Annotated in this window: 14 protein-coding genes and 1 tRNA gene; 8 read left to right on the top strand and 7 right to left on the bottom strand. The window is 62.3% G+C overall.

Features of this window, described 5'->3' with window-relative positions:
- Nucleotides 1-141: 141 nt before the first annotated feature.
- The 6 genes from hisF to OIU19_RS12560 form a co-directional block, all read right to left on the bottom strand.
- Nucleotides 142-912 carry an imidazole glycerol phosphate synthase subunit HisF gene (gene hisF, locus OIU19_RS12585; RefSeq protein WP_264235267.1) on the bottom strand — a complete coding sequence of 257 codons (771 nt, stop codon included), beginning with the start codon at nt 910-912 and terminating at the stop codon, nt 142-144.
- Nucleotides 913-921: 9 nt separating this feature from the next.
- Complete coding sequence (hisA, locus tag OIU19_RS12580; protein ID WP_264235266.1) at nt 922-1,659, bottom strand: 1-(5-phosphoribosyl)-5-[(5-phosphoribosylamino)methylideneamino]imidazole-4-carboxamide isomerase; 738 nt, start codon at nt 1,657-1,659, stop codon at nt 922-924.
- Between the two features lie 27 nt (nt 1,660-1,686).
- On the bottom strand, nt 1,687-1,947 hold the full coding sequence (locus tag OIU19_RS12575) for a DUF2164 domain-containing protein (protein ID WP_186552794.1): 261 nt from the start codon (nt 1,945-1,947) through the stop codon (nt 1,687-1,689).
- Nucleotides 1,948-2,586 (bottom strand): imidazole glycerol phosphate synthase subunit HisH, encoded by a 639-nt coding sequence (gene hisH, locus OIU19_RS12570; protein WP_186552795.1) that lies wholly within the window; start codon nt 2,584-2,586, stop codon nt 1,948-1,950. It abuts the gene before it with no gap.
- Nucleotides 2,587-3,180: an imidazoleglycerol-phosphate dehydratase HisB gene (gene hisB / locus OIU19_RS12565; RefSeq protein ID WP_186552796.1), complete on the bottom strand. Its 594-nt coding sequence runs from the start codon at nt 3,178-3,180 to the stop codon at nt 2,587-2,589.
- Between the two features lie 188 nt (nt 3,181-3,368).
- A complete protein-coding gene (locus tag OIU19_RS12560; protein WP_264235265.1) occupies nt 3,369-5,027 on the bottom strand; it encodes an OFA family MFS transporter in 1,659 nt (552 codons plus the stop codon).
- Nucleotides 5,028-5,447: 420 nt separating this feature from the next.
- Between OIU19_RS12560 and OIU19_RS12555 the strand changes: the two genes are divergently transcribed.
- The 6 genes from OIU19_RS12555 to OIU19_RS12530 all read left to right on the top strand — a co-directional run bounded on the left by OIU19_RS12555 (nt 5,448) and on the right by OIU19_RS12530 (nt 10,966).
- Nucleotides 5,448-7,700 carry an AsmA family protein gene (locus OIU19_RS12555; protein WP_264235264.1) on the top strand — a complete coding sequence of 751 codons (2,253 nt, stop codon included), beginning with the start codon at nt 5,448-5,450 and terminating at the stop codon, nt 7,698-7,700.
- The gene (gene mutY, locus OIU19_RS12550) at nt 7,697-8,764 is read left to right on the top strand and encodes an A/G-specific adenine glycosylase (protein WP_264235263.1); all 1,068 of its coding nucleotides are present in this window, start codon (nt 7,697-7,699) and stop codon (nt 8,762-8,764) included. The genes OIU19_RS12555 and mutY overlap by 4 nt, the downstream gene beginning before the upstream one ends.
- Nucleotides 8,761-9,033, top strand: a complete 273-nt coding sequence (locus tag OIU19_RS12545; RefSeq protein WP_186552800.1) for an oxidative damage protection protein — start codon at nt 8,761-8,763, stop codon at nt 9,031-9,033. The genes mutY and OIU19_RS12545 overlap by 4 nt, the downstream gene beginning before the upstream one ends.
- 91 nt (nt 9,034-9,124) lie before the next feature.
- Nucleotides 9,125-9,200: transfer RNA gene (locus OIU19_RS12540), tRNA-Phe, on the top strand.
- Nucleotides 9,201-9,414: 214 nt separating this feature from the next.
- On the top strand, nt 9,415-10,428 hold the full coding sequence (ppk2, locus tag OIU19_RS12535) for a polyphosphate kinase 2 (RefSeq protein ID WP_264235262.1): 1,014 nt from the start codon (nt 9,415-9,417) through the stop codon (nt 10,426-10,428).
- Between the two features lie 94 nt (nt 10,429-10,522).
- A complete protein-coding gene (locus OIU19_RS12530) occupies nt 10,523-10,966 on the top strand; it encodes a hypothetical protein (protein ID WP_264235261.1) in 444 nt (147 codons plus the stop codon).
- Between the two features lie 153 nt (nt 10,967-11,119).
- Here OIU19_RS12530 and gabP read toward each other — a convergent pair whose 3' ends face one another.
- Entirely contained in the window at nt 11,120-12,514 is a 1,395-nt protein-coding gene (gene gabP / locus OIU19_RS12525) for a GABA permease (RefSeq protein WP_186552802.1), read from the bottom strand.
- Between the two features lie 671 nt (nt 12,515-13,185).
- Between gabP and OIU19_RS12520 the strand changes: the two genes are divergently transcribed.
- A complete protein-coding gene (locus OIU19_RS12520) occupies nt 13,186-13,959 on the top strand; it encodes an ABC transporter ATP-binding protein (protein WP_186552803.1) in 774 nt (257 codons plus the stop codon).
- Nucleotides 13,960-13,970: 11 nt separating this feature from the next.
- Nucleotides 13,971-14,723 (top strand): ABC transporter substrate-binding protein, encoded by a 753-nt coding sequence (locus OIU19_RS12515; RefSeq protein WP_264235260.1) that lies wholly within the window; start codon nt 13,971-13,973, stop codon nt 14,721-14,723.
- Nucleotides 14,724-14,764 lie beyond the last annotated feature (41 nt).

Raw genomic sequence — 14,764 nt, 5'->3', positions numbered from 1 at the left:
CCGCTCCCACGCAGCCGGCTCCCAACCAGCAGATCTTACGCCCCACCCCGCGCAGCAGCTCCCACGAAGCAGCTGCGACGCACCCCACTCACGTAGCAGCCGCACTGCATAGCGCTCTTGCGAGCGCTATGCAGGTCAGTCTTAGCGAACGACGATCCCGCGCGCAGCCATATAGGCCTTGGCCTCGGGCACGGTGTACTCGCCGAAGTGGAAGATACTCGCTGCCAACACCGCGCTCGCATGCCCTTCCAGAATCCCGTCAGCCAAGTGCTGCAGATTACCCACACCTCCCGAAGCGATCACCGGAATCCCCAGCGCGTCGCTGATGGCGCGGGTCACGCCCAGATCGAAGCCATTTTTCATGCCGTCCTGATCCATGCTGGTCAGCAGGATCTCACCGGCACCCAGGCCTTCCATCTTCTTCGCCCATTCCACCGCATCCAATCCGGTCGGCTTGCGCCCACCATGGGTGAAGATCTCCCAGCGCGGCGCTTCGCCCGACGCAGACACCTTCTTGGCATCGATGGCAACCACGATGCACTGCGAACCAAAGCGCTGCGCAGCCTCGCCGACGAACTCCGGATTGAACACCGCAGCGGTGTTGATCGAGACCTTGTCGGCACCGGCATTGAGCAGGTTGCGGATGTCTTGCACGGTACGTACGCCACCGCCGACGGTCAGCGGGATGAACACCTGGCTGGCCATGCGCTCGACGGTATGCAGGGTGGTGTCACGGCCATCGACGCTGGCGGTGATGTCGAGGAAGGTGATCTCGTCGGCACCCTGTTCATCGTACCGACGCGCGATCTCAACCGGATCCCCGGCATCGCGGATGTTCTCGAACTTGACGCCCTTGACCACCCGGCCGTTGTCCACGTCCAGGCAAGGGATGATGCGCTTGGCCAGTGCCATGTCGTGTCCTCAGCCTTGGTATGTGTCGCAGAAGGCCTGGGCCTCGGCGACGTCCAGAGTACCTTCGTAGATCGCCCGGCCAGTGATCGCGCCGATGATGCCCGGAGCCTTGGCGTCGAGCAGGGCCTTGATATCACCCAGGTTGTGGATGCCGCCGGAGGCGATCACCGGGATCTGGGTGGCTTCGGCCAGGGCCTTGGTGAACGGCACGTTGCAGCCCTGCATCATGCCGTCCTTGGCGATGTCGGTGTAGACGATCGCCGAGACGCCATCGGCCTCGAAACGCTTGGCCAGGTCGATGACCTGCACCGAGCTGACTTCGGCCCAACCATCGGTGGCGACGAAGCCGTCTTTGGCATCCAGACCAACGATGACCTTGCCTGGGAAGGCCTTGCATGCCTCGGCGACGAACTCAGGCTGCTTGACCGCCTTGGTGCCGATGATCACGTAGCTGACGCCGGCCTTGACGTAGTGCTCAATGGTTTCCAGCGAGCGAATGCCGCCGCCGATCTGGATCGGCAGGTGCGGGTAGCGCTTGGCGATGGCAGTCACCACTTCGCCATTGACTGGCTGGCCTTCGAAGGCGCCATTGAGGTCGACCAGGTGCAGGCGACGGCAGCCACCCTCAACCCATTTGGCGGCCATGCTCACCGGGTCATCGGAGAACACCGTGGAGTCTTCCATGCGGCCTTGGCGCAGGCGTACGCAGGCACCATCCTTGAGATCGATAGCGGGGATAATCAGCATCTTGGGAACCTGTCTAATCGGTGGATTTCAGGGCTTCTCTAACGCCCACAGGTCGCTTTCGATGCTCTCGAACCGCTCCTTGAGGTGCAGCTGAACATCGGCAATCGCCCTGTTGTAGTAGTGGGGTGCAATTTCCTTGCTGAACAGGTCAAGGACCTCGGCCACCTCGAACGACCCCAGCTCAAGCTCGAAGCGGTCTTCCAGGAAGCGCTTGAGCGTGTCGAGCGCTTCGCGCTCCTGCTCGGGGGCCAGGGTAATGATCGGGGCCTTGGTCCGCGACTTGCTCATTTACCAGCGCCCATCCCAGGCGACGAAGTTCTGCAGCAGCTGCAAGCCATGGGTATGGCTCTTCTCCGGATGGAACTGCACGGCAAACCGCGAGCCCTCGGCCAGCGCTGCGGCAAAGTCGACGCCATAGTGGCCGCGACCGACCACTTGGCCGGGCTTGCCAGCATGGATGTAGTAGCTGTGGACGAAGTAGAAGCGGGCACGATCGGGGATGTCATGCCACAGTGGATGCTCGACCGCATGGCTGACTTCGTTCCACCCCATGTGCGGCACCTTGAGATGCTCGCCATCTTCTTGCAGGTCTTTGCCGAAGAAACGCACCTGGCCAGGGAACAGGCCGATGCAATCGACGCCGTCGTTCTCTTCACTGTGTTCGAGCAGCGCTTGCATGCCGACACAGATACCGAGGAACGGCCGGTCCTGGCTGACTTCGCGCACCAGGCTGTCAAAGCCCAGGCGGCGGATCTCGGCCATGCAGTCGCGAATCGCGCCGACACCTGGGAACACCACCCGGTCGGCCTCGCGGATCACCGCAGCGTCGCTGGTGACCAGCACCTTGCCGGCGCCAACGTGCTCAAGCGCCTTGGCCACCGAGTGCAGGTTGCCCATGCCATAGTCGATTACGGCTACCGTCTGCATTTACAGGCATCCCTTGGTCGACGGCATCTGCCCGGCCATGCGCTCGTCCTGGGTCACGGCCATGCGCAGCGCGCGGCCGAAGGCCTTGAACACGGTCTCGATCTGGTGGTGGGTGTTGTGCCCACGCAGGTTGTCGATGTGCAGGGTCACCAGGGCGTGGTTGACGAAGCCTTGGAAGAATTCCTGGAACAGGTCGACATCGAAACCGCCGACCGAGGCGCGGGTGTACGGTACATGCATCTGCAGGCCTGGACGGCCGGAGAAGTCGATGACCACGCGCGACAGCGCTTCGTCCAGCGGCACGTAGGCATGGCCGTAGCGATAGATGCCTTTCTTGTCACCGATGGCCTGGGCGAATGCCTGGCCGAGGGTGATGCCGACGTCTTCGACAGTGTGGTGATCATCGATGTGCAGGTCGCCCTTGCACTCGATGTCCAGATCGATCAGCCCATGCCGGGCGATCTGGTCGAGCATGTGTTCAAGGAAAGGCACACCGATATCGAATCGGGCCTTGCCACTGCCATCGAGGTTGATCGAGGCCTTCACCTGGGTTTCCAGGGTATTGCGCTCGACGGAAGCCTTACGTTCGACCATCACCAGCTCCGCAAAATCATTGGGCGAAAAGGCTGCCATTATAGGCCTAGAACGCGCCCGCTTGAAACGCGGATGACATATGGCTGTGCAAAGCAGCGCGGGGCAGGCCCGCTGCCACGCCGTCACTCCAGATCTGAAGCGCAACGTGGCAGCGGGCTTGCCCCGCGATAGAGCTGCTGCTGCCTACATCAATGGAACAGTACAGCGGTCTTCTGCAAGGTCACCCAGATGCCCCAGGCCAGCGGAATAACCACCACGGCCCACGCCACCAGCACCAACGGCAGGCTGCCCGGCGCCGCATGCCATTCCAGCGAACGCGCGCCATCGGCGCCTTTGTCATGGCTCAGCGCCCGCTCAGCGGCGAGTTCTGCATCAGTCATGAAGTACTTGTCCGCCACCGGCCGCACCAGTGCATTGCAGATAAAGCCCAGCACCAGCAGGCCAGCGAGGATGTACAAGGTCATGTCGTAGGCCGCAGCCCGCTCCACACCCGCCGCCAGCTGCGATTCGCGCAGATAGGTGATCAGCACCGGCCCAAGCACGCCCGCCGCCGCCCAGGCAGTCAGCAGACGACCATGGATCGCACCGACCATTTGCGTACCGAACAGGTCCGCCAGGTACGCCGGCACCGTGGCGAAGCCGCCGCCATACATCGACAGGATGATGCAGAACGCAGCGACGAACAGCGCCACGTTGCCCAGGTGGCCCATGTTCGGCACCAGGCTGTAGAGGCCCACGCCCAGGGCGAAGAAGGCGAAGTAGGTGTTCTTGCGGCCAATGTAGTCGGAGAACGACGCCCAGAAGAACCGCCCACCAATGTTGAACAGGCTCAGCAGGCCGGTGAAGCCTGCGGCGATCGCGGCAATCTGCGCCAGTTGCGCGGCGTTCAGCTCACTGAAGCTCAGCTCATTGCCCAGCAGCTTGCCGGCGAACACCTCCTGCAACAGTGGCGAAGCCATGCCGAGGATGCCGATACCCGCCGAAACGTTCAGGCACAGCACCAGCCAGACCAGGGCGAACTGCGGCGTTTTCCAGGCCACGCTGACATGCACATGGCGGTCAGTGACCATCGCATTGGCCTTTTTCGCAGGTGGCGTCCAACCCTCAGGCTTCCAGCCGGTCGGCGGCACGCGATAGGCCAGGGCACCAGCGGTCATGAACACCAAGTAGATCACCGCCATGGCGACGAAGCTCTGCCACACGCCGACTTCCTGCGCGCTGCCGAAATGGCCCATCAGCGCAGTGGCCAGGGGAGCACCGACCATCGCCCCGCCGCCAAAGCCCATGATCGCCATACCGGTCGCCATGCCGCGCTTGTCCGGGAACCACTTGATCAGCGTCGACACTGGCGAGATGTACCCCAGGCCCAGGCCGATCCCGCCGATCACCCCCGAACCCAGCCACATCAGCCACAGCTGATGGGTCTTCACCCCAATCGCCGAAATCAGCAGGCCGCCACACCAGCACAGCGCCGACACCAGGCCAGCCTTGCGCGGGCCGGCATGTTCCAGCCAACCGCCCAGCACGGCGGCGGAGCAACCGAGGAACACGAAGAACAGCGTGTAGATCCAGCTCAGCATCGAGATCGGCCAGTCGCACTCGGCGCTGAACAGCCGGGCGACGAAGCCCATGTCAGCCGAGCAGGCAACTGGCGCGGTGATGCCGATGGCCTGCGAAAGTGGCAGCCAGAACACCGAGAAGCCGTAGGCCATGCCGATGCACAGGTGGATCGCCAGGGCGGCCGGCGGTACCAGCCAGCGGTTGAAGCCCGGGCGGGCGATGATGCGCTCCTTCGACAGGAAGCTGGGCGCACGCACCAACTCCCCTGCCGTGATACTGCTGTTCATGGGTTGTTCCTCTTGTAGGTGGGCTGTGCTTTGCGGATGTGACGTGCGGCTCTTATCCAAGTGCACCAAGGCATGGCCCGGCCGTTAACGTGGCGGCATCCGCGACAAAAGGTCGCGCTATGCTCCGAAAGCGGCGCAAGATTACCAGCTGAATCGCTCAATGAAAGCAAACTGATATCGTTATTTTTTCAACAGCTGAGCCCATTCGAGGAACTGTCCGGGTGGCGGCGGTCGAAATCCCGCGCGTTATCCACCCGCGCTGACCCTATCGCGGGACCAGCCCGCGCCTGCACGATCCTGTGTAATCTGCTCAATTAGTAGGAAATGCCCTGTATCTCTAGTCGAATACTCAGGGCAGCTAGTCGCGGCGCTATACTCTGGCGCTTGAATTTTCAAAAATCGGACTACAAGGACTCGCCCATGAAAGCGTTCGGCAAAATCCTGGGGCTGGGACTTCTCGGGTTGCTGCTGATCATCGTGGCACTGGGCTTCGCCCTGACCCACCTCTTCGATCCCAACGACTATAAAGACGAGATTCGCCAACTGGCGCGCGACAAGGCCCACGTCGAGCTGACCCTCAATGGCGATATCGGCTGGAGCCTGTTCCCCTGGCTCGGCCTGGAATTGCATGAAGCCAGCATCGCCACCCTGAACAAGCCTAAGGAGCCGTTCGCCGACCTGCAGATGCTCGGTCTGTCAGTGCGCGTGCTGCCTTTGCTGCGCCGCGAAGTGCAGATGAGCGATGTCCGGGTCGAAGGCCTGAACCTGAACCTGATCCGCGATGAGAACGGCCACGGCAACTGGCAAGACATCGGCAAGCCGCTGCCCGCGCAAGATGCCAGCGCCAGCACGCCCAACGCCCCCGCTGCAACGCCCGCGGGCGAGCCCGCAGCTGCCGACAACGCCAGCGAACGTTCGGTCAAGCTGGATATCGACAGCTTGACGGTGAACAACGCCCGCGTGCAATACACCGATGCCAAGACTGGCCAGAGCGTCAGCGCCGAGAGCATCCAGCTGAGCACCGGCCCGGTGCATGAAGGGTCGAACATTGCCCTGAAGGCCAGCGCCTTCCTCAGCGCCGCGCAGCCGAACATCAAAGCCCGCACCGAGCTGACCGGCGAACTGCGCTTTGACCGTAAGCTCAAGCGCTACAACCTCGAAGACATGCGCCTGTCCGGCGAAACCTCGGGCGAACCGCTGGCTGGCAAGACCTTGACCTTCAACGCCCAAGGCCAACTGCTGGTCGACATGGCGGCCAATGTCGCCTCGTGGAATGGCCTAAAGATCTCCGCCAACCAGCTGCGCGCGCTTGGCGAGCTGAATGTGCGCGAGCTGGACAAGACGCCACAAGTCAGCGGCGGGCTGTCGATTGCCCAGTTCGACCTGCGCACCTTCCTCGACGGCATCGGCCAGCCGCTGCCCGCCACTGCCGATCCAGCCGCTTTCGGCAAGCTGGAGCTGGTCAGCCGCCTGGCGGGTAGCCCTACCAGCCTGGCGCTGGAAGACCTGGCGGTGAAACTGGACGACAGCACCTTCAGCGGCCGCGTGGCAATCGAAGACTTCGCCAAGCAAGCCCTGCGCTTGCAGCTAAAAGGCGACAAGTTCGACGCCGATCGCTACTTCCCGGCCAAGAGCGAACAAGCCAAGGGCGCCACCGCTGCGCGCCAGGCCGAAGTCAAGCAGCAGCAAGCCACCGCCGTGGCCGGCGCTGGCAGTTCACCCCTGCCTAACGCCCCGACCCAGGTGGCCTGGAGCAACGACAAACTGCTGCCGGTCGATCGCCTGCGCGCCCTCGATCTGCAAGCCGAGCTCAGCTTCGGCGCGCTGACCCTGGACAAGCTGCCCATCACTGACGCCCAGCTCAAGGCCAAAGGCCAGGGCGGCCTGGTCACCCTGGAAACCCTGCGTGGCGGCCTGTACAACGGCAGCTTTGAAGCCAAGGGCACCCTCGATGTACGCCCGGCGGTGCCGCAAATCGGCGTCAACACCAAGATCAACCGGGTGCCGGTCGAGCACTTCATCAAGTCCGAAAGCCCTGACCAGACGCCGCCAGTCAAAGGCCTGCTGACCCTCAACAGCGACCTGACCGCCACCGGCAACAGCCAGAAGGCCCTGGTCGACACGCTCAATGGCAACGCCAGCTTCACCATCAATGATGGTGTACTGGTCAACGCCAACCTGGAGCAGCAGCTATGCCAGGCCATCGCCACCCTCAACCGCAAGTCGCTCAGCGGTGAGCCGCGCGGCAAGGACACGCCGTTCGAGGAACTGCGCGGCAGCCTGGTTGTGCGCAATGGGGTGGCCAGCAACCCTGACCTCAAGGCGCGCATCCCCGGCCTGACCGTCAACGGCCAGGGCGACCTGGACCTGCGCGTGCTGGGCATGGACTACCGGATTGGCGTAGTGGTCGAAGGCGATCAGCGTGCCATGCCCGACCCGGCTTGCCAGGTCAACGAGCGCTATGTCGGCGTCGAAGTGCCGCTGCGCTGCCGTGGCCCGCTGGAGCTTGGCGCCAAGGCCTGTCGCCTGGATCAGGACGGCCTGGGCAAGGTTGCCGCCAAACTCGCCGGCAACCGCCTCAAAGACAAGATCGATGAAAAGCTCGACGAGAAACTCGGAGACAAAGTGAGCCCTGAATTGAAAGACGCACTCAAGGGGCTGTTCAAGCGATGAGCCCCCAGCAGTTCTCCAGCGCAGTGCTGGAGTGGTACGACCAGCACGGCCGCCACGACCTGCCCTGGCAACAGGGCATCAACCCCTACCGGGTGTGGGTGTCGGAAATCATGCTGCAGCAGACCCAGGTCAGCACCGTGCTCAACTACTTCGACCGCTTCATGCAGGCCCTGCCGACCGTGCAGGCCCTGGCTGAGGCGCCGGAAGACGAAGTGCTGCACCTGTGGACCGGGCTTGGCTACTACACCCGCGCGCGTAACCTGCAAAAAGCCGCGCAGATCGTGGTCAACCAGCATGGCGGCGAATTCCCGCGTAGTGTCGAGCAGCTGACTGAGCTGCCTGGCATTGGTCGCTCCACGGCCGGCGCCATTGCCAGCATCAGCATGGGCATCCGCGCGCCGATCCTCGACGGCAACGTCAAGCGCGTACTGGCCCGCTACAGCGCCCAGGGCGGCTACCCGGGGGAGCCGAAGGTGGCCAACGCGCTGTGGGCCACTGCCGAGCGCTACACCCCACACGCCCGTGCCAATCACTACACTCAGGCGATGATGGACCTGGGCGCGACCCTGTGTACGCGCAGCAAGCCCAGCTGCCTGATCTGCCCGCTCCAGCGCGGCTGCCAGGCGCACTTGCTCGGCCAGGAGACTCACTACCCCGAGCCCAAGCCGCGCAAGACCTTGCCACAGCGGCGCACGCTGATGCCGATCCTGGCCAACCAAGAAGGCGCCATCCTGCTCTACCGGCGCCCTTCCAGCGGCCTGTGGGGCGGCTTGTGGAGCCTGCCCGAGCTAGACAGCCTGGAGCAGCTCGATGACCTGGCCTACCAGCACGGCCTGCGCCTGACCGGCAGCCAGGCCCTCGATGGCCTGACCCATACCTTCAGCCACTTCCAGCTGGCCATCGAGCCTTGGCTGGTCCGCGTCGATCCGCTCGGCGCGCACGTGGCCGAGCCTGACTGGCTCTGGTATAACCTCGCCACCCCGCCGCGCCTGGGCCTCGCCGCCCCGGTCAAGAAGCTGCTCAAACGCGCGGCCGACCAATTGATTGCAGGAGAGCCCCGATGACCCGCACCGTGAACTGCCGCAAATACCACGAACAGCTGCCTGGCCTTGAGCGCCCGCCGTACCCAGGCGCCAAAGGCCAGGACATCTTCGACAACATCTCGAAGAAGGCCTGGGATGAGTGGCAGAAACACCAGACCCTGCTGATCAACGAGAAGCGCCTGAACATGATGAATGCCGAGGACCGCAAATTCCTCCAGCAGGAGATGGACAAATACTTCTCCGGCGAGGATTACGCCAAGGCTGACGGCTACGTGCCACCGGCCGAATGACCCAGCAAAATCGTAAGCGACGGAATTAATTTAAAAAATTTTCAAAAAGTCGTTGACGCAAACCTGAAAAAGCCTTTTAATGCGCCCCGTTGCCCAGATAGCTCAGTCGGTAGAGCAGAGGATTGAAAATCCTCGTGTCGGCGGTTCGACTCCGTCTCTGGGCACCAAAACACTAAAACCCTGAATCGAAAGATTCAGGGTTTTTTTATTGCCCGAGTTTTATCCAGCCCCCACCAACCACCCTGTGGGAGCGGGCTTGCCCGCCAATGGCTGCACAGCAGCCACCCCCTCCCATCCCCTCCTTGACCCGAATCAACTAGCCGCTCGCGAAAACGCCTTAGCATGCCAGGTGGACACTCGAATCGACCCGCAAGGACTTCCATGAGCGACGAATCCACCCCGCTTCTTTCCGCCGCGCCAAGCGTCGAGGCCACGCCCAGCGTCACCCCACCCCCGCGCACGCGCCGCCCTCGCCAGCGCAAGCCAGCGGCCAAGGCCACAGGCGAAAGCTCGATCATCACGGTCAGCCAGCAGCCTGCCGCGTTGCAGGTGGCCACTGCGCGCAAGGGCAGCAACGAGGACAGCACCTCGGCGCGCTTGCCGGCCAACTACCCGTATGTCACCCGTCTGCGCCGCAACGACTACGAGAAGGCCAAGCACGCCCTGCAGATCGAGCTGCTTAAGGTGCAAAGCTGGGTGAAGGACACCGGCCAGCGCGTGGTGGTGCTATTCGAAGGACGCGATGCAGCTGGCAAGGGCGGCACCATCAAGCGCTTCATGGAGCATTTGAATCCGCGTGGAGCGCGCATCGTGGCACTGGAGAAGCCTTCCGAGCAGGAAAAGGGCCAGTGGTATTTCCAGCGCTATATCCAGCACCTGCCCACCGCGGGGGAAATGGTCTTCTTCGACCGGTCTTGGTACAACCGCGCCGGGGTCGAGCGGGTGATGGATTTCTGCACGCCGGTGCAATACCTGGAGTTCATGCGCCAGGCGCCTGATTTGGAGCGGATGCTGTGCAACAGCGGGATCTTGCTGTTCAAGTACTGGTTCTCGGTCAATCGCGAGGAGCAGCTACGGCGCTTCATCTCGCGGCGTGACGATCCGCTCAAGCACTGGAAGCTGTCGCCGATCGACATCAAGTCGCTGGATAAATGGGACGACTACACCGCCGCCAAGGAAGCGATGTTCTTCCACACCGATACCGGCGACGCGCCATGGACGGTGATCAAGTCCGATGACAAGAAGCGCGCGCGGATCAACTGCATCCGGCACTTCCTGCATTCGCTGGATTACCCAGGTAAGGACCTGAGCGTGGCGCACGCGCCGGATCCGTTGCTAGTGGGACGTGCATCGCGGGGCTTCGAGGAGGATGAGCCCCCAGCAGCGGCGAGCTGATGTAGCTGGGGCTGGGTAACCCACAATACTTGGGTTTGTGCGGCAATTAGGCTTCAATACGCGCAATTTCCAGACTTACCGAAGGATTGCGCCCATGGCCTCTAACAGCAAACAACAGAAACGCGCCAAGCGCGCCGCCTCCAAGGCCAAGCAAAACCGCATGGTGCGTAGCGGCCAAGCGGTCAAGGCCAGCGCTGGCGATAGCGCCAGCATCGAGCAGGTGTTCAACAAGGCCATGGAGTCGGACAGCTACAAGGAGCTGTTCGAGAAGATGAAGGTGGCCCAGGAGAGCGGCCTGGTCGCGATGATCTCGGTGTTCCTGGTCGACCCACTGCTGGCGCTGGTACTCAAGGGTCACAAGGAAGAGCACGCCACCGACTACATCGTGCTGGTGTTCACCGCCTATCGCACCTGGCTGGACGGCGCCGACGAAGACACCACCATGGCCTGGCTGGAGAGCGACGAGTTCCAGCAGGCCTACATCGCCGCATCCGAGGTGGTGGCCAAGCAGCAGCAACAGCAAAAACAGTTTGGCTGAAGCGCTTTAACGGCCTCCTCGCGGTGTAAGCCCGCTGCCACAGGTAGCATGCAATCCTGTAGGAGCGGGCTTGCCCGCGAACAGGCCCGCACAGAGCAACAAAAAGGCCGCACCCTTCACAGGGCGCGGCCTTTTGCGTTCAAGCAGCCTGGATCAGTTATCCAGCGCCACCCGACCCGCCGCTTCATCAGCCTTGCGCTTGCGATGCACCAGTAGACCCGCTGCCACCACACCAATGCTCAGCAACGCGGTAGCGACGATCTCGGCGCGATGATCCGGACGGATCGCCATCACCACCAACACGGCAATGATGAAGGCAATGGTCGCCCAGGTCAGGCCAGGGAACAGCCACATCTTGAAGTCGATCTTCTCACCACGCGCTTCGCGCTGGCTGCGCATGCGCAGTTGCGATACCGCGATCACCAGGTACACCAGCAAAGCGATAGCACCGGAACTGGCCAGCAAGAACTCGAACACCTGCGCCGGTGCGACGAAGTTGGCGAACACGCAAAGGAAGGCCGCAGCAGTAGACAGCAACACTGCCCAGTGTGGCGTACCGGCCTTGGTCGTGCGCTGGGCCACAGCCGGGGCGTCGCCCCGCTTGCTCAGCGAGAACAGCATGCGCGAGGAGGTGTACAGCGCCGAGTTCAGGCAGCTGGTAACGGCGATCAGCACGACGATATCAACGATCAGCTTGGCATTCGGCACGCCGATCATGCTCAGCACGGTCTGGTACGAACCGGTCTCGGCCAGGGCTGGATCGTTCCACGGCACCAGCGCGACGACCAGGAAGATCGACACCAGGTAGAACAGGCAGATACGCCAGATCACCGAGTTGGTGGCGCGGCTGATCTGCTTGCCTGGATCCTTCGATTCGGCAGCAGCGATGGTAACGATCTCGGTCCCCATGAACGAGAACATGGTGGTCAGCATGGCTGCCAGCACGGCGCCCAGGCCATTGGGCATGAAGCCTTGGGTGTCGAACAGGTGGCTGACACCGCTGACCTGGCTGCTGGGCACCATGCCGAACATGGCGGCGCAACCGACGACGATGAAGCCGATGATCGCCAGTACTTTGAGCAAGGCGAACCAGAACTCGAACTCGCCGTAGTTCTTCACGCTGCACAGGTTGGTCAGGGTCAGCGCCAGGGTGATCAGCAGCGAGAACGCCCACAGATCGACCGCAGGGAACCAGGCATGCAGGATGGCTGCGGCGGCGTTGGCTTCAAGCGGGATCACCAAGACCCAGAACCACCAGTACAGCCAGCCGATGGTGAAACCTGCCCAACGCCCGATGGAGCGGTCGGCATAAGTGGAAAACGAACCGGTGTCAGGCGAGGCAATCGCCATTTCGCCCAGCATGCGCATCACCAGCACCACCAGGGTACCGGCGGCGGCGTAGGCCAACAGTACGGCAGGGCCGGCAGCGGCAATGGCGTGGCCGGAGCCGACGAACAGACCGGCGCCGATCACGCCAGCAATGGACAGCATGGTCACATGCCGTTGCTTGAGCCCCTGAGCGAGGTCGTTGGAATTGTTACCGCTCATAAAACTACCTTTGTAAGGAGGTGGACTACACGAATGACGGCCAGCGCGCCTGGGGTGAAAGTCGGCGTCGCTGCATTCAGTGATTTCCAGATGGCAATAACCGGGCCAGGTGAGAATGGCTTTCGTCTGAAATCTTTCAGCAGGCAGATATGGCGCGGCTTGCAGGGCATTCGGCCAGGCTTTGACCGAAAGGCCGCCAAACCCCCATGCCAAGTCCGGATTACAGAAATACCCACTTACAAACGCACCAAAGGTGCTCCTCGGTAACACCTGCGCACAATAACCAGGCAGAAAAGTGCAACCTTCGGCGCAACCCTTAAGTAGGCGTCGAATCCTTCGCGGGCAAGCCCGCTCCCAAAGGGTTTGGCGCAATCCCTGAGGTTTATGGGGTATTTGTCAGAGCGGGCTAGCCGCGAAGAGGCCAAAAACGGCTTCCCAGGCTTGGCCAAAGCTGGCACCATCGCGCCTTTTTTCATCAAGGCTCTGGTGCTGGGCGCAAAGGTCTGCGGACATCCTCGCGACGTTGCGCTGCAGCGATGCGACAAACTGTCCCGCCAGCGACCCGAGCCCCTGCGACCCGGTTGGATGTCACTGAGCCGCTATGCTAGCGTGGCGCTCGCCAGGAAGGCCGCCAACAGCTGGGAACGCACCCGAACACATGAGGACCGCACATGGCCGAGGCCACGCCCGCGCTAGAAATCCGCAACCTGCACAAACGCTACGGCGAGCAGGAAATTCTCAAGGGCATTTCGCTGACCGCCCGTGACGGTGACGTGATCTCCATCCTGGGGTCGTCCGGCTCCGGCAAGTCCACCCTGCTGCGCTGCATCAACCTGTTGGAGAACCCGCACCAGGGGCAGATCCTCGTCGCCGGCGAAGAGCTCAAGCTCAAGGCTGCCAAGAATGGCGACCTGATCCCCTCCGACAACCGCCAGATCAATCGCCTGCGCAGCGAGATCGGCTTTGTCTTCCAGAATTTCAACCTGTGGCCGCACATGTCGATTCTCGACAACATCATCGAGGCGCCGCGCCGGGTGCTGGGCCAGAGCAAGGCCGAGGCGATCGAACACGCCGAAGCGCTGCTGAACAAGGTTGGCATCTACGACAAGCGTCACAGCTACCCCGCCCAGCTTTCCGGTGGCCAGCAACAGCGTGCCGCCATTGCCCGTACCTTGGCCATGAAGCCCAAGGTCATCCTGTTCGACGAGCCGACCTCGGCGCTCGATCCGGAAATGGTCCAGGAAGTGCTTAACGTTATCCGCGCATTGGCCGACGAAGGCCGTACCATGCTGCTGGTGACGCACGAGATGAACTTTGCCCGCCAGGTGTCCAGTGAAGTGGTCTTCCTGCACCAGGGCCTGGTAGAAGAGCAAGGAACGCCGCAGCAGGTCTTTGAGAACCCGAACTCGGCGCGTTGCAAGCAATTCATGTCCAGCCACCGCTAACGGAGCAATACATGCAGACCTACAAGAAATTCCTCCTGGCCGCCGCCGCCACCCTGGTCTTCTCGGCCAACGCCATGGCCGCGGAAAAACTGCGCATGGGTATCGAAGCGGCCTACCCGCCGTTCAACAACAAGGATGCCAGCGGTAATGTCGTGGGCTTTGACAAAGACATCGGCGACGCCCTGTGCGCGAAGATGAAAGTCGAGTGCTCGGTGGTCACCTCCGACTGGGACGGCATCATCCCCGCCCTGAACGCCAAGAAGTTCGACTTCCTGGTGTCGTCGCTGTCGATCACCGATGAGCGCAAGCAGGCCGTTGATTTCACCGAACCGTACTACTCGAACAAGCTGCAGTTCATCGCGCCGAAAAACGTCGACTTCAAGACTGACGAGGGCTACCTCAAAGGCAAGACCATCGGCACCCAGCGCGCCACTCTGGCCGGCACCTGGCTGGAAGACACCTACGGAAACGACATCACCATCAAGCTGTACGACACCCAGGAAAACGCCTACCTGGACCTGATTTCCGGTCGAGTGGACGGGATCCTGGCCGACAAGTACGTGCAGTACGAGTGGCTCAAGAGCAAGGACGGCAGCAACTTCGAGTTCAAGGGCGAGCCTGTAGTCGAAAGCGACAAAATCGGCATTGCCGTACGCAAGGGTGACCCACTGCGCGAGAAGCTGAACAAGGCCCTGGCAGAAATCAAGGCCGACGGAACGTACAAGAAGATCAACGACAAGTACTTCCCATTCAGCATCGAATGATTCGCCCCGACCGGCACGCCCTTGCGGCGTGTCGGTCCCTA

The sequence above is a fragment of the Pseudomonas sp. BT-42-2 genome, assembly GCF_025847435.2.
In the GTDB taxonomy this organism is placed as follows: Bacteria; Pseudomonadota; Gammaproteobacteria; order Pseudomonadales; family Pseudomonadaceae; genus Aquipseudomonas; species Aquipseudomonas urmiensis.
The sequence above is the reverse complement of the archived record's forward strand: the minus strand, read 5'-3'. Positions and strand labels throughout refer to the sequence as shown.

What these genes read in the sequence shown, in the direction of transcription:
- hisF (WP_264235267.1), bottom strand. Translation starts at nt 912, where the DNA reads ATGGCACTGGCCAAGCGCATCATCCCTTGCCTGGACGTGGACAACGGC.
- hisA (WP_264235266.1), bottom strand. Translation starts at nt 1,659, where the DNA reads ATGCTGATTATCCCCGCTATCGATCTCAAGGATGGTGCCTGCGTACGC.
- OIU19_RS12575 (WP_186552794.1), bottom strand. Translation starts at nt 1,947, where the DNA reads ATGAGCAAGTCGCGGACCAAGGCCCCGATCATTACCCTGGCCCCCGAG.
- hisH (WP_186552795.1), bottom strand. Translation starts at nt 2,586, where the DNA reads ATGCAGACGGTAGCCGTAATCGACTATGGCATGGGCAACCTGCACTCG.
- hisB (WP_186552796.1), bottom strand. Translation starts at nt 3,180, where the DNA reads ATGGTCGAACGTAAGGCTTCCGTCGAGCGCAATACCCTGGAAACCCAG.
- OIU19_RS12560 (WP_264235265.1), bottom strand. Translation starts at nt 5,027, where the DNA reads ATGAACAGCAGTATCACGGCAGGGGAGTTGGTGCGTGCGCCCAGCTTC.
- OIU19_RS12555 (WP_264235264.1), top strand. Translation starts at nt 5,448, where the DNA reads ATGAAAGCGTTCGGCAAAATCCTGGGGCTGGGACTTCTCGGGTTGCTG.
- mutY (WP_264235263.1), top strand. Translation starts at nt 7,697, where the DNA reads ATGAGCCCCCAGCAGTTCTCCAGCGCAGTGCTGGAGTGGTACGACCAG.
- OIU19_RS12545 (WP_186552800.1), top strand. Translation starts at nt 8,761, where the DNA reads ATGACCCGCACCGTGAACTGCCGCAAATACCACGAACAGCTGCCTGGC.
- ppk2 (WP_264235262.1), top strand. Translation starts at nt 9,415, where the DNA reads ATGAGCGACGAATCCACCCCGCTTCTTTCCGCCGCGCCAAGCGTCGAG.
- OIU19_RS12530 (WP_264235261.1), top strand. Translation starts at nt 10,523, where the DNA reads ATGGCCTCTAACAGCAAACAACAGAAACGCGCCAAGCGCGCCGCCTCC.
- gabP (WP_186552802.1), bottom strand. Translation starts at nt 12,514, where the DNA reads ATGAGCGGTAACAATTCCAACGACCTCGCTCAGGGGCTCAAGCAACGG.
- OIU19_RS12520 (WP_186552803.1), top strand. Translation starts at nt 13,186, where the DNA reads ATGGCCGAGGCCACGCCCGCGCTAGAAATCCGCAACCTGCACAAACGC.
- OIU19_RS12515 (WP_264235260.1), top strand. Translation starts at nt 13,971, where the DNA reads ATGCAGACCTACAAGAAATTCCTCCTGGCCGCCGCCGCCACCCTGGTC.